We start from the raw sequence: 13,326 nt of genomic DNA, 5'->3' as shown, positions 1-13,326 counted from the left end.
ACAGACGGGCTGTGGCAGATTGCGGATTACTCCGCGATCATTGCCGCAGCCCGTCCGGGTGCTTCGGCCAGCCCACTCAGCCGGCCAGTGCGTACACCGTGGTCCCGCCGATGGTCTGTGACTGGAAGTTCGCAGCCACCCATTGCTCGATCTGCGCAGGAGCGTCCGATCCGCTGTTCGCCTGCATGGTCCCCCCGGCGATGAAGTAATGGATCTTGCCTTGTGCCACGAGCTGCTGGAACTGTTCGAGCGTCGGGGACGGGTCCGTGCCGTTGAAGCCACCCACAGCCATCACGGGCAGTTCGGTGGCCAGTTGGTAGCCGGCGGCGTTGTTGGAGCCTACGACGGCGGCCGCCCACGTGAAGTTCGAGGCGCCGGATTTCAGCGCGGCAACCATTTCCGACGACGGCGTGGTGGCGCCAAGCAGGCCGCCCATGCCGCCGCCTTGCCGGTTCCCGCCGAAGCCGCCGCCCTGGGCGCCCGGCTGTTGGAGGGCTTGCGGGGGAGTGTTCTGGGCCCCTTGCCCGAAGCCGCCCCGGCCTCCAAAGCCGCCGAAGCCACCAAATGTAGTCGTTGGACCGGCACTGGGGATTGCGCCGCTGTGCGTCACGGAGGCGGTTGAGATGGAGTACGCCAAGGGGCCGGCGAGGGAGGCCGCTAGGGCGAGCACCGCCGTCGTGCGCTGAAGGATGCGGGACGGGAAACGTCCCGAGAGTAGCACCCCGGCCGCGGCTGCCAGTGCCCCCAACAGCACCGCCCAGCGCAGCAACGGACCATAGGCGGTGGTGCTGCGCAGGAGGTCGAAGGCCGTGAATCCTGCTGCGGCCACTGCCATGGCGAGCATGACCGCGGCGACGAGCTGTGCGCGATGCTGCCACAAAAGCACCCCGCCCAGACCCGCGAGCCCGGCTATGCCCGGGGCCAGCGCCACCGCATAGTAGGGGTGGATGATGCCAGCCATGAAGCTGAACACGAGACCGGTGACAAGCACCCACGAACCCCACACGATCACGGAAGCCCGGACGGAATCCGTGCGCGGGGCGCGGCGGCCCAGCCACAGGAGTCCCGCTCCGAGGATGAGCACCGAGGGGAGCAACCACGCGATCTGGCCGCCGAACTCGCTGTTGAACATCCGGAACAGCCCGGGAACTCCCCAGCCGTTGCCGCCCCCGACGCTGCCGGTCTCCTGGCCGCTGAGCCTGCCCAGGCCGTTGTAACCGAGCGTCAGTTCAAGGATGGAGTTGTTCTGGGAGCCGCCGATGTAGGGCCGCATGTTGGCCGGAATGAGTTCGACGACGGCGAGCCACCAGCCGGCCGAGACCACCATGGCCGCCCCCGCCGCAAGCAGCCGAAGCAGGCGACGCCCCACTCCACCTTGCGCGGCAAGCACGTACGCCACGATAAATCCAGGAACCACCAGCAGGACCTGGAGTTGCTTGGTCAGGAAGCCGAAACCCAGGAACACCCCGGCAAGCAGGAGCCAGCGCAGTTTGTTGTCCTGGATGGACCGCAGCGTGGCGTAACCGGCGGCCGTCATGAGCAGCACCAGCAGGGCATCCGGGTTGTTGAACCGGAAAATGAGGGTGGCTACTGGGGTGATGGCCATGACGACGGCGGCCAACAGCCCGGCCCGGTGGGCGAGCCGTGGATCGCCGCTGGCGGGGACCGCTGCTCGCCGGACTGCCAGATACAGCAGCCATGCAGTGGCAACGCCCATGAGCGCCTCGGGAACCAGGATGCTCCAGGAGTTCAGCCCGAAGATCCGTACCGAGAGGTCCATGATCCAGAGCGACGCCGGCGGCTTGTCCACCGTGATGGAGTTGGCGGCGTCGGAGGATCCGAAGAACCACGCGGTCCAACTCTGCGAACCGGCCTGGGCCGCCGCGGAATAGAACGCATTGGCCCAGCCGGAAGCGCCGAGGTTCCAGAGATACAGGACCGCGGTTGCGAGGAGCACAATGCCGAGCTCCACGCGATCCCGCAGGGCCTGCGGACCACGGTTGCTGCGGGACTTTCGGGTCACGCCGGCCCGGGCGCGGCCGCCCCCTCCCCTGGGAGCGGCCGCTTCCGGCGGCTCTACCGAACGCGACGGCGGAGCCGACTGCCCTGCTTTGGAACCAGTGTCTGTGGAATAGGAAGTGGTCATTTGGATCTACTTTGTCAGCTTGTAGACGGTGGAGTTGCCCACCGTCTGGGCTTGGAAGTTGGCCTGTACCCAGGAGGCTACCTCGGAATTGCTACCTTGGCCTCCGAACCCGCCGCCGCCACCCATGCCTCCACCTGCGATGTAGTAACCGATCTGTCCCTTGGCCACCATGTCCTGGAACTGTGCCAGCGTCGGGTAGGGATCGCCGCCGTTCCAGCCCCCGAGTGCGATCACGTTCGTGTTCGTGGCGAGCTCAAGGCTTGCGGCTTGGGTGGCCCCGGAGACGATCGCCGACCACTTCGTGGTGGTGGACGTCAGCAGCGCGGTCAGTCCGGCGTCGGCCGTTCCCTCGGAACCGGGCCCTACCGCCTGACCCGCGCCGCCGGCTGCGCCGAAACCTCCGGCGCGGTTTCCGAAGCCGCCCATGGCGGAGCCGGTGGGACCCGACGTCGGGATGGAACCGGAGTGCGCGGTAGCCGCCGTCGCGAGCGTCCATGCTGCCGTTCCGAGGCCGCCGGCCAGAAGCGAGACAACTACGACGGCCGCGGCCGCTGCATTCCGGAAGCGGCCGGCCGTGTTTTGGTCGGCAAAGCGCAACGAGTCGAAGCGAAGCAGGATTGCCGCGGCCGCCACCACCCCCAGGACGACGATCACGATGCGCAACCACGGAAGCCATGAGGCATCGCGGCCCAGGAGAACCGCGGACCACGCTGAACTACCGAGGATTACCACGGCCAGGACGATCCTGGCCGGCCAATATCCGCGGCCACGCCACAGCTCAACACTGCCAATGCCCACCAGGGCAGCGATTGCGGGTGCGAGCGCTACCGCGTAGTAGGGGTGGACGATGCCGCTCATGAAGCTGAAGACGCCCGCCGTGACCAGAAGCCAACCGCCCCACAGGATGAGCGCGGCACGGGTACGGGAGGCCCGCGCTTCCCGGCGGGTGAACCACAGGCCAGCCGCCAGAAGAATCAGCGCAGCAGGGAGAAGCCAGGAGACTTCAGCACCGAAGCTCGTGCCAAACATGCGGGTGATCCCGGCAGCTCCACCGAAACCAGTGTTGCCACCACCGCCGCCGCCAAAGGCGCCGAGGCCACCGAGATTGCCTCCTGCAGGGGCGCCCGCTCCGCCTCCGCCGGGCGTGCCTTCACCCGAGCCGGTGATGCGGGACAGCCCGTTATATCCAAAGGTCAGCTCCAGGAAGCTGTTGGTTTGCGAACCTGCCATGTAAGGCCGTGACGAGGCCGGGGTCAGCTGGAAGAGAACGATATAGCTGCCCGCCACTACTGCGATACCGGCCAATGCGCCGAGCAGGTGCAGCAACCTCCGCCTGAACGGAGTGGGTGCGGCCCAGAGGTACGCGAGTCCCAGGCCCGGAACAATCAAGAATCCCTGCAGCATTTTGCTCAGGAACGCGAGGCCCACGACGGCGCCGGCTGCGGCGAGCCATTTCCAGCCCGCGCGTTCGATAGCACGGGTAGTGAAGTACGCCGCCAGGACCAGGCACAGCGTCAGCATGGCGTCGGGGTTGTTGAAGCGGAACATGAGCGCCGCCACCGGCGTCAGAGCCAAAGCCCCACCGGCCAACAAGCCGGCGCCTGGTCCGGAGACCCGCTTGACCGTCAAATAGAGGAAACCGACGGCGGCCACGCCCATCAGTGCCTCGGGAACCAGCATGCTCAGGGGAGAGAAGCCGAAGATCCGGCCCACCAAAGCGGGGATCCACAAAGACGCCGGGGGCTTGTCCACGGTGATGGCGTTGCCGGCGTCGAGCGAACCGAACAGAAACGCCGTCCAGTCCTTGGTGCCGGCCTGGATGGCCGCGGCGTAGAAGGAGTTTCCGTAGCCGGTAGCCGCGAGGTTCCAAAGATACAGGAAGGCTGTGGCTACGAGGAGCCCGGCGGCGGACGGCCGTACCCAACGGGGCTGCCGGCCAAAGGCGTATCGCGTCCAGCGGGGCGCGGCACCGGGGGCTGACGGGCCGGCCGAGTGACGCGGTGCGTCGGCAATCCCGACGCCGGATCCGGCGTCAGCATTTCCGGCGGCCGGTCCTGTGCTTGCGGGAGTAATCGTGGAGGTCATGATGCTGCCGTTTCTGTGCGCGATTTGGCTTGTTTGGTGGGTGCAGTCGCCTGGGCGGCAGGCTGCCGGAAGACCCAAAGCCGGAACAAGAGGAAGCGGACTGCGGTAGCGGCGAGGTTAGCGGCGACCACGGTGAGGAGTTCACCCCAGCGGTCCGGCGTCGTCGTGCTGTGCACCAAGGCGAGCGCCCCGGAGGTGAGCGCGAGGCCGATCCCGAAGACGATCAAACCCTCGAAGTGGTGCCGAACGGGATTGCCGCCCTGGATGCCGAAAGTGAAGCGCCGGTTGGCACCGGTGTTGGCGATGGCCGTGACGAGCAGCGCCAGGAAGTTGGCCAGTTGCGGGTCCATGAAGCCGCGGCAGAACAGGAAGATGAGCACATAGGCGAGGGTGGACGCAGCGCCGATCGCGGCGAACCGGACCAGTTGTCCGAAAAGGCTGCTGCGGGGGCTTTGCTCGGCAGTACGCGACGAGGCCGGAAGCGGCCCGCGTGCAAGTGCTGCCCGCAGTTCCGGAATGGGGATGCGGCCCGAGACGAGATCCCGGGTGAGCCGGACCATGCCTCGGATGTCGGCCAGGGCGGTGCGCACCACGTCGACGCTCGAATTCGGATCGTCGATCCAGTCGACGGGAACTTCGTGGACCCGGAGGCCGCAGCGTTCGGCGAGGACGAGGAGTTCAGTGTCGAAGAACCACGAGTTGTCCATGGTGTGCGGGAGGATCTGCTGAGCGACGTCTGCCCGGATCGCTTTGAAGCCGCACTGGGCATCGCTGAAGCGGGCACCCATCAAGGAGTGCAGCATCAAGTTGTAGCTACGCGAAATGAACTCGCGCTTGGGGCCGCGGACGACCCGCGAGTTTCTAGTCAGCCGTGTGCCGATGGCGAGGTCCGAATGGCCGGAGATCAGTGGCGCCAAAAGGGGCGCCAGAGCGGCGAGGTCGGTGGAGAGATCCACGTCCATGTAAGCGAGGACCGGCGACGGCGATGCCAGCCACACCTTGCGCAGGGCGTTGCCGCGTCCCTTCTCCTCAAGATGGACAACCGCGAGCTCAGGCAGTTCCCTTGCCACGCGCTCCGCGATTTTCAAGGTGCCGTCCGTGCTCGCGTTGTCCGCCACGGTGATGCGGAAGCCGTGCGGGAAGGATTCGCGCAAGTGGCCGTGAAGCCTGCGCAGGCACTCCTCGAGGTCGCGTTCCTCATTGAAGACGGGGATGGTGACGTCGAGGACAGGGATGGCGGTGTGGGTGTCCACGGGGGCGCGACGCACGGTGCTCGGTTGAATTGGGGTGTTGGGTTGAACGGGGGTGTTGGGGTGGAAAGGCGCGTTGCCTTGGATGGGAAGGCCCGGCGGCACCACCGCGGGGTCCTTCAGGGTTCCGGAGGTGGATTCGATGAGCGTCATGTATCCAGAGTGCGGCTGCCTAATATGAGGGCTTTAGGCGGAACCTGTGACGTGGCTGTGGATGTCTGAGCGCCGTGCGGGAATCATGTGCCCGGCCAGAATACGTCGAGGCCCGCCCCGGAAGGGACGGACCTCGACATACTTTTGCTCGTGGCTCGTGGGCTTAGTACCAGTTGTGGGCCAAGTGGAAGGACCACGCCGCCGACGGCGATCCGTAGCGTTCCTTGATGTAGTTCAGGCCCCAGCGGATCTGAGTCTGGTAATTGGTCTGCCAGTCGGCGCCTTCTGATGCCATCTTGTTGCCCGGCAGCGATTGCCCAATGCCGTAGGCGCCACTGGAGGCGTTGGTGGCAGTGGTGCGCCAATCCGATTCCTTGTTCCACAAGGTGATCAGGGCTGACATTTCGCCCTGGCCCCAACCGTAGGAGGGAAGGATGCTCGCGGCGTAGGCCTGGGCGCCAGCCGGATCATCGACGGCGACGGGTGCGGCCGGAGCTGCTGGCGCCGGGGGTGCCGCGGGGGCGGCCGGTGCGGCAGCCTGGGGCGCGACGGCGGCCGGAGCAGGGGCGGGTGCCTGGCTCGGCGTCGGCGTGGCGCTCGGCTTGGGGCTCGCGCTTGCGCTCGCCGACGGCGTGGCGCTGGCTGATGGCATGGCTGAGTGATCCGCCGTGCGCGATTCGGAGGTCCGGCTCATGTCCTGGGCATTGATGGCCTGTCCGGCGGCTTGGGTGGCGGCGCCTGCACCGAGGAACACGGCGACGACGCCGGCAACAACGGCCATGCGCTGGCCGGTGCCGAGGTTCGAGGCGACTCGCCTCAAGGTGGAACGTGACTTGTTTCTCCGGGCAGGTTCGCCGCGGTGGCGCGCAACAGGGCGCGACTGATTCCTGGAATCAGACATGGTGATTGCCTCTCGACGCCTGCGGAGTTAGCTGTCGGATTCGGATGAGGTCATCCGGCCGTGGCCACAGCGAATCGTGGCGGTACGGCTTCACCCCTAGGGCTGGCTCAACATGAGCGCTTGCCCGGAGACCTGGGTCCCCCGTCTCTGCCTGGACTGTTGGGCACCGGGGAGTGGCAGAGCTCGGCGCCTACCCGGCGGTGGCCGGAATGATCCAGCGCACCCATTCGACGGTACAGGAGGATCCAGCTTAAGTCACATTTAGGTAACGGAGATCACGACGCCGGTGCGTCGACTTGCGCTCGACGCGCACCGGCGTCGCGCTTTTCTGGTTGGTCTCTTCAGGCGGTGGCGGTCCTGAGCGCCGGGAGCCGCACCGCGAACTCCGTCCGGCCCGGGCGGGACGCCACTTCCACCGTGCCGCCATGCGCCTGGACAATGGATTCCACAATCGAAAGGCCGAGCCCGGACGTGCCCTCGGAACCGGAGCGGGCGGCGTCGGCACGGGCAAAGCGCGAGAAGATCCTGCCCTGGAATTCAGGCGGGATGCCCGGGCCGTTGTCGGTCACGGTCACCACGGCACTGCCATCGGCGGAGCGCATGACGCCCGTGACCACGGTGGTTCCCGCCTCGGTGTGCTTGCGGGCATTGGAGAGCAGATTCGCCAGAACCTGGTGGAGTTGGGTGGTGTCGCCGCGGACCGTGAGGGGCTCATCCGGGAGCTTGAGCTGCCAGATGTGCTCGGGGGCCATGACTTTCTCGTCGCTGACGGTTTCGATCACCAACTGCGTAAGGTCCACATCGGTGAACTCCGGCGCCTTCCCTTCGTCAAGCCGGGCCAAGAGAAGGAGGTCCTCTACGAGGGTGGTCATACGTTCTGACTGGCTCTGCACCCGGCCCAGTGACTTGCGGCCGTCCTCCGTGAACGTCTCGGTCATGCGCAAGAGTTCGGTGTAGCCGCGGATGGCGGTCAGCGGAGTGCGTAGTTCGTGCGACGCGTCGGCCACGAACTGGCGCACCTTTGTCTCACTTTGCTGGCGCGCTTCGAGGGCGCTGGAGACGTTGTCCAGCATCAGGTTCAATGCATGGCCGACGCTTCCCACTTCGGTGCTCGGGTGGGCCGCCGACGCAGGAACGCGCACCGCGAGGGCCACCTCGCCGGCGTCGAGCGGAAGTTTCGATACCTTGGTGGCAATGTCGGAGAGTTGCTCCAAGGGGCGCATGGTGCGGCGGATCAGCACCGTTCCGGCCAGCCCGATCAGGACCAGTCCGCCCAAGGACACCAGCACCATGGTCCACACGAGCGAGGCTTCGGTGTCCTCTTTCGAGGCGAGCGGCAGCCCCGTGATAACCACATCGCCGTAGGGTGTTTCGGCAGCCACCAGCCGGTAGCCGCCACTGGACAGGGTGCGATCAACAGGGCGGCCGTCGGAGGGGAGGGCCAACAGGATTCGCGCGTCGCTGGGGGACAACGGCGCACGGGTGGCATCGGAGGACAAGAATCCGGCATCACTGCTCACCTGGCCGCCAAGAATGCGTGCATTCAGCGTGCCGATGCTCTGGCCCCGGGGATCCAAGGGGTCCGGACGGCCGCCCGGGTTGCCCTGCGGTGGGCGGCCATGGGAGGCCTGCATCAATTGCTGGTCCAGCTGCTTCGTGAGGAACACGTCCATGGAGGCATAGCTGACCACCCCGACGGCACCGCAGATGGCCACAAGGAGTGCCATCGAGAGCAAGATCAAGCGCGTGCGCAAGTGCCAGGTTGAAGGATTGAACCAGCTGTGGTCAGTCTGGCGGGGGATACCCGAGAGTGCGGACATTCGGCGCCCCGGCTATTCGGCAGGCTTGATGACGTAGCCGGCTCCGCGCACCGTGTGGATCATGGGCGGGTGGTTGGCCTCGATCTTCTTGCGCAGGTATGAGATGTAAAGCTCCACGATGTTGGCTTGGCCGCCGAAATCGTAGTCCCACACACGGTCCAGGATCTGGGCCTTGCTCACCACGCGCTTGGGATTTTCCATGAGGTAGCGCAAGAGTTCGAACTGGGTTGCCGTGAGCGGGATGTCCTCGCCGCCGCGGGTAACTTCGCGGGTGTCCACGTTCAGGGTCAAGTCACCCACCACCAGCTCGGCCGTGTCCATCGCGGCCACTCCCGAGCGCTGGACCAGGCGGTGCAGGCGCAACAGGACTTCCTCCATGCTGAAGGGCTTGGTGACATAATCGTCGCCGCCGGCTGCCAACCCGACAATCCGGTCCTGCACGTCATCCTTCGCGGTGAGGAAGAGCGCGGGCACCTCAGGCGCAAAGGCGCGGATCCTGCCCAGCAGCTCAACGCCGTCGAACCCTGGAAGCATCACATCCAGTACCAGGACGTCCGGGCGGAAGTCCTTGGCGAGCTTTACCGCGGCGGGACCGTCGCCGGCCACAGCTACCGACCAGCCCGCCATGCGTAGGCCCATGCTCATGAGCTCGGCGAGGCTGGGTTCGTCGTCCACCACGAGGGCACGGATGGGGGAACCGTCCGGGTGGCTGAGCTGCGGAAGGTTATTGGTCATGGAGTGCGAGGATGCCATGGGACAACTCTCCAATCTGCCGGTTTGCCAGTGCTTTGCCGATGCTGTGAGCACCCTGTGAGTCCCAGCCTAGCCACCTGTCCGGAGGTTGTAGCGGTTCTGCAGGTCACAGGGAAGCCTGCAGTTCGACACAGCCAACGCACAGCAACGCGGCTGACGCTGTTTGGGACAGGAACATCTACGACCAAACAGTCCCGACTTCGATGGAGAACATCATGGAACAGCAAAACAACCCCTCCGTACCTGGTTCCGAGCCGGAGAATGGGCACCCGCAGCCGGTGATCCGGCCCCTTGATGATTCCGGGCAGCCTGGTGCCGGGCAACCTGGCGCTGGGTGGGGTGCGCCGCAGCCGCCGGCGAACCAGCAGCCTGGGCAACCTGCCGCCGGGTGGGGCGCGCCGCAGCCGTACAACGCAGGACAGCCCCGACCTTCGTTTTTCAAGAATTGGAGCCTGAAGAAGGGGCTCATTGTTGGCGGCGTCGCGGTGGTTGTCGCTGCAGCGGCAGGAGCCGGTGCATATGCCGCCGGAAACGGGACGGCGGCGGCTGATACCACCAACGCGCAGGGACCGGGTGCCGGGCAGAACGGCCAGGGCGGATTCGGTGGCCCCGGCGGCACGAACGCAGGTCCGGGCGGGCTCGGCGTCGGCATGGGTGGCCTGAACGCCGCGGTCCACTCGGAATATGTGGTCCTCCAGAACGGCAGCTACGTCACCATGGCGGGCCAGCTGGGTACGGTCACCGACATCTCGGCGAGCTCCATGACTGTCAAGAGCGACGACGGGTTCACCCGCACTTACACGCTGGGAACGGACGTCGTGGTAGAGGAAGGCATGCGGCAACGCGGAAGTGGAACCACGGGCACCACCCTGACCCTCGCCGATGTGAAATCCGGATCCAGCGTGAGGGTCACAGCGCTCAAGGAATCCGACAAGTACACGGCCCAGTCCATCCAGATCGTCACTGCCACCACATCAAGTACCCAAGGAACCGGCACCACCAACTAGTGAGGAGGGCGATTGCAAAGCCCCTAGCAGACGATTTGCCAAAAAATTTTCACGAGACGCGGATCCAGGATTGGACAAGGGTTGTTTCATATCTCGAGATTCAAAGGCAAGCGCGTGACGTGACTTAAGATTCAGAAAAGGACAACTTCATCAAATTTTATTCGAATATTTCACTGAGAATAGCCATTGTGACGAACGAGAATGGGTCACATTTGGACATGTCTGAATTGTGATGTGCGGCACAATAGTCCGATTCGTCTCAAAATGTGGACGGTTCGGCCCTTTGTTACTTGCAAGTTCCCTTTGTTACGTTGCACACTTCAAATGTGAACAAGAACTCAACAGCATCTGCAGCCGCAGCGATCGAGCCCAGCGTACCCGCTGGTTTTTCGATGAGCTGTTGTCGAATGCATGCCTAACTTAAGACCCCAACAAGTTTCAGGCATTCGCCCCCTGCCCAGCGTCGGGCGCCCCTCCCCATCTCATTGCGGGGACCAGACCAGCATTCGAAGCCGCGATGACGGCTATTCACTTTGAGGTAAGCAATCCATGTCAGTTGCATCCGGATACGTCCACATCTCCGTCCGTAACGCCAATAAGGCCGCGTCGAACGCCGGCCTGCGTCCCGGCTTCGGCAACCGCCCGGCCTACGCCCAGCCCGCACCGCAGGGTGCCAGCCAGGCGCCCGGTTACGTCCCCCAGGGCTACAACCCCAACTCCTACGGCCAGCTCCGCGCTGTTCCCGTCAACGAGGCCTCGCCGATGACTGCACCCACGCCTGTCCTGGCTCCAGCGGACCGCTCCATCCGTCCCGTTGCAAATGACAATGTGGCCCGCGGATTCGTGCTCTACATGGGCATCGACGAAGACACGGCTGCGGCCGCCGGAACGTCCATTGCCAAGCTTGCCCAGGAAATCCGGGCCTACGCGCAGTCCCTCGTTTCCGGCGCCGAGAGTTATGCCGCCGTCGCGGTAGCCCCGGCCAGCGCCCCCGGTTCCGCGCTCGACGTCGTCCGCTCGACTTTCGGTGACCCCACCGTTGGCAACCGCCAGCGCTCCGAGGCTCTCCGCCCGCAGCCTGCACAGGAAGCCCGCCCGTCGGGTGTCTTGATCGACCTCGCCCGCCGTGAGGTGCACCTCGACGGCGAATCCCTGAACCTCACGTTCAAGGAATTCGAGCTCCTCAACTACCTTGTCGAGAACGGCACCCGGACCGTGGGCCGCGACGAACTCCTCGAGGGCCTGTGGCGCAACGCCGAAGAGGTCCCCAACGAGCGCACCATCGACGTCCACATCCGGCGCCTCCGCTCCAAGCTCGGCCGCCTCGCGAACACGGTCCGCACCGTACGAGGCCAGGGCTACCGTTTCTACGAGCACCCCGAGGTCATCGTCTGGGCCGCTCCGGAATACTCGATCTAGTCTCCACGCGCTCAAAGCGCCCGCTCCGTTCTTTGGGGGCGGGCGCTTTCGCTTCCGCGGGACGATCCCTCGGCGCCTGCGCTCGTCCCTCACGCAACAACGGCGCTTTCGGGATGTCCCGCTCACGCGACAGCGCCCGCGCGAACCAGGCGGCCGCATTCCTGCGCTCAGGACCAGTGAGCATGTGCCTCCGCGGCGATAGGGTGGGGGGATGAGCGAGCATCACATCAAGCGGCTGGTGATCATGCGGCATGCGAAGTCGGACTGGCCCCTCGGGGTGCCGGATCATGAGCGACCCCTTGCCGAGCGTGGCCACCGGGAAGCCCCCCTGGCCGGGAAGTGGCTCCTCAAACACCACGTGATTCCGGACTTTATCCTGTGTTCGTCCGCGCTCCGGACCCGGCAGACCTGCACTTGGGTGTGCAGCGAATTGGGGGACAAGGCCCCGACGCCGAAACTCGAGGACGGTCTGTATGCCGCCTCTGCGCAGCGCATGTTGACAGTCATCAACCATGTACCGGAAACCGTCACGACTCTCATGATCTTCTCGCACATGCCCGGCGTGCAGGACCTCGCGATGCACTTGGCTTCCCGTGATTCGGACCATGACGCCTACATGGATGCCGCAACGCGGTATCCCACGAGTGCCATGACGGTGATGGAACTCGAAAAGCCGTGGGCCGAACTAGATGGGCAGGATGCTCGGCTGACGCACTTCGCAGTTCCGCGCCCGAAGAAGTAGCTCCCTCGCGCGAACTGGCAAATAATGCCCCTTTTTGCGCCGCCAGAGGTCATCTGCTGCCGGTTCGCGCGGATGGTCCGAACTAGCCCACCTCGAGGCCTGCGGCCACATCCTGCAGCAAGCGCACCACGTGGCGGATACTGGGGCTTGCCGTCATGGTCTTCCGGTACACGATTCCCACCTGGCGTTGCTGCATCGGATTGACCACGGGCACCGTTACCACTCCAGCGGGGAGCTCGGGCCGGCCGAGCCGCGGCACCAGCGCCACCGCCACACCCTGCTGGACCATGGCGATATGCGTGGAAAAGTCGGGGTCGTAGATGCGGATGTCCGGCACCCGCCCCAGGCCTGCGAGGATCGCCAGCAACGCCTCATTGCAGATGGCACCGGCCGGGGTGCTGATCCAGCTTTCGTCCACCAGGTCGGAAGGCTCGACGGCGGTCCGGCCAGCCAGCGGGTGGGCTGAGTTCAGCAGGACGTCGGCGGTGTCCAGGCAGAGGTCCTCGTGGACCATGTTCTCCGGAATAACGAGGGGCACCGAGTGCCAATTGTGCACGACGCCGAGATCGGCCTCCCCGGTGGCGACCCTCTGGACGGCCTCGCGTGGGTCCTCCGCCACCACGCGGACCTCAAGCCCGGGGCCGCCGAGCCCGGAGCCCGCCGCTGCAGAAGAGCCGCCGGTGCCGGTCCGAGCGGGAGCCAGTTTCCCCAGCATCGGCCCTACCAGTCCGCGGCAGGCCGTGGAAAACGCCACGAGACGCAGCACTCCGCTCGGCTTCTCCGGGTCGGCGAGCAGGGTGGCCTGCAGTTCTTCCAACTCGCCCAGGATGCGCCGTCCGTACTCGGCCAACGCCATGCCCCGGTCCGTCAGCAGAACGCCGCGGCCGTGGCGTTCCAGGACCGTCACGCCACTCTGCTTCTCGAGCTTCTTGATCTGCTGGGAAACCGCCGAGGGGCTGAAGCCCATGGCCTCCGAGGCAGCCACCACCGAGCCTTGCTGTTCCACTGCTACGAGGGCCCGTAGCGCCGCAATTTCAATCATGAAGCAAA

The 13,326-nt window shown here is 65.6% G+C and carries 10 protein-coding genes and 1 riboswitch; of the genes, 3 read left to right on the top strand and 7 right to left on the bottom strand.

The window, feature by feature from the left end:
- Nucleotides 1-76 precede the first annotated feature (76 nt).
- The 6 genes from ACFVTG_RS13685 to ACFVTG_RS13660 all read right to left on the bottom strand — a co-directional run bounded on the left by ACFVTG_RS13685 (nucleotide 77) and on the right by ACFVTG_RS13660 (nucleotide 9,108).
- Nucleotides 77-2,146, bottom strand: coding sequence for an ArnT family glycosyltransferase (locus tag ACFVTG_RS13685; protein ID WP_390281210.1), 2,070 nt, complete (start codon nucleotides 2,144-2,146; stop codon nucleotides 77-79).
- Nucleotides 2,147-2,152: 6 nt separating this feature from the next.
- Complete coding sequence (locus tag ACFVTG_RS13680; protein ID WP_390281208.1) at nucleotides 2,153-4,231, bottom strand: glycosyltransferase family 39 protein; 2,079 nt, start codon at nucleotides 4,229-4,231, stop codon at nucleotides 2,153-2,155.
- On the bottom strand, nucleotides 4,228-5,634 hold the full coding sequence (locus tag ACFVTG_RS13675; protein WP_390281206.1) for a glycosyltransferase: 1,407 nt from the start codon (nucleotides 5,632-5,634) through the stop codon (nucleotides 4,228-4,230). The genes ACFVTG_RS13680 and ACFVTG_RS13675 overlap by 4 nt, the downstream gene beginning before the upstream one ends.
- 163 nt (nucleotides 5,635-5,797) lie before the next feature.
- Nucleotides 5,798-6,535: a hypothetical protein gene (locus ACFVTG_RS13670; protein ID WP_390281204.1), complete on the bottom strand. Its 738-nt coding sequence runs from the start codon at nucleotides 6,533-6,535 to the stop codon at nucleotides 5,798-5,800.
- Nucleotides 6,536-6,537: 2 nt separating this feature from the next.
- A riboswitch (cyclic di-AMP (ydaO/yuaA leader) is annotated at nucleotides 6,538-6,734 on the bottom strand.
- 142 nt (nucleotides 6,735-6,876) lie between these two features.
- Entirely contained in the window at nucleotides 6,877-8,355 is a 1,479-nt protein-coding gene (locus tag ACFVTG_RS13665) for a sensor histidine kinase (RefSeq protein WP_390281202.1), read from the bottom strand.
- Between the two features lie 12 nt (nucleotides 8,356-8,367).
- Nucleotides 8,368-9,108, bottom strand: a complete 741-nt coding sequence (locus tag ACFVTG_RS13660; RefSeq protein ID WP_078106594.1) for a response regulator transcription factor — start codon at nucleotides 9,106-9,108, stop codon at nucleotides 8,368-8,370.
- Between the two features lie 215 nt (nucleotides 9,109-9,323).
- Between ACFVTG_RS13660 and ACFVTG_RS13655 the strand changes: the two genes are divergently transcribed.
- From ACFVTG_RS13655 to ACFVTG_RS13645, 3 genes are all read left to right on the top strand, one after another.
- Nucleotides 9,324-10,115 (top strand): hypothetical protein, encoded by a 792-nt coding sequence (locus tag ACFVTG_RS13655; RefSeq protein WP_390281200.1) that lies wholly within the window; start codon nucleotides 9,324-9,326, stop codon nucleotides 10,113-10,115.
- Between the two features lie 549 nt (nucleotides 10,116-10,664).
- Nucleotides 10,665-11,534, top strand: a complete 870-nt coding sequence (locus ACFVTG_RS13650; protein ID WP_390281198.1) for a winged helix-turn-helix domain-containing protein — start codon at nucleotides 10,665-10,667, stop codon at nucleotides 11,532-11,534.
- A 211-nt stretch (nucleotides 11,535-11,745) separates the two neighbouring features.
- Nucleotides 11,746-12,276, top strand: a complete 531-nt coding sequence (locus tag ACFVTG_RS13645; protein ID WP_390281196.1) for a SixA phosphatase family protein — start codon at nucleotides 11,746-11,748, stop codon at nucleotides 12,274-12,276.
- A gap of 82 nt (nucleotides 12,277-12,358) precedes the next feature.
- On the opposite strand, the gene ACFVTG_RS13640 is transcribed toward ACFVTG_RS13645, so the two are convergent.
- The gene (locus ACFVTG_RS13640; RefSeq protein WP_390281194.1) at nucleotides 12,359-13,318 is read right to left on the bottom strand and encodes a LysR family transcriptional regulator; all 960 of its coding nucleotides are present in this window, start codon (nucleotides 13,316-13,318) and stop codon (nucleotides 12,359-12,361) included.
- Between the last annotated feature and the right edge of the window lie 8 nt (nucleotides 13,319-13,326).

The sequence above is a fragment of the Arthrobacter sp. NPDC058127 genome, assembly GCF_042884555.1.
Taxonomy (GTDB): Bacteria; Actinomycetota; Actinomycetes; order Actinomycetales; family Micrococcaceae; genus Arthrobacter.
The sequence above is the reverse complement of the archived record's forward strand: the minus strand, read 5'-3'. Positions and strand labels throughout refer to the sequence as shown.

Excerpts from the sequence above, each read along its gene's own strand:
- ACFVTG_RS13675 (WP_390281206.1), bottom strand. The coding sequence starts at position 5,634 with ATGACGCTCATCGAATCCACCTCCGGAACCCTGAAGGACCCCGCGGTG.
- ACFVTG_RS13680 (WP_390281208.1), bottom strand. The coding sequence starts at position 4,231 with ATGACCTCCACGATTACTCCCGCAAGCACAGGACCGGCCGCCGGAAAT.
- ACFVTG_RS13670 (WP_390281204.1), bottom strand. The coding sequence starts at position 6,535 with ATGTCTGATTCCAGGAATCAGTCGCGCCCTGTTGCGCGCCACCGCGGC.
- ACFVTG_RS13645 (WP_390281196.1), top strand. The coding sequence starts at position 11,746 with ATGAGCGAGCATCACATCAAGCGGCTGGTGATCATGCGGCATGCGAAG.
- ACFVTG_RS13665 (WP_390281202.1), bottom strand. The coding sequence starts at position 8,355 with ATGTCCGCACTCTCGGGTATCCCCCGCCAGACTGACCACAGCTGGTTC.
- ACFVTG_RS13660 (WP_078106594.1), bottom strand. The coding sequence starts at position 9,108 with ATGGCATCCTCGCACTCCATGACCAATAACCTTCCGCAGCTCAGCCAC.
- ACFVTG_RS13655 (WP_390281200.1), top strand. The coding sequence starts at position 9,324 with ATGGAACAGCAAAACAACCCCTCCGTACCTGGTTCCGAGCCGGAGAAT.
- ACFVTG_RS13685 (WP_390281210.1), bottom strand. The coding sequence starts at position 2,146 with ATGACCACTTCCTATTCCACAGACACTGGTTCCAAAGCAGGGCAGTCG.
- ACFVTG_RS13650 (WP_390281198.1), top strand. The coding sequence starts at position 10,665 with ATGTCAGTTGCATCCGGATACGTCCACATCTCCGTCCGTAACGCCAAT.
- ACFVTG_RS13640 (WP_390281194.1), bottom strand. The coding sequence starts at position 13,318 with ATGATTGAAATTGCGGCGCTACGGGCCCTCGTAGCAGTGGAACAGCAA.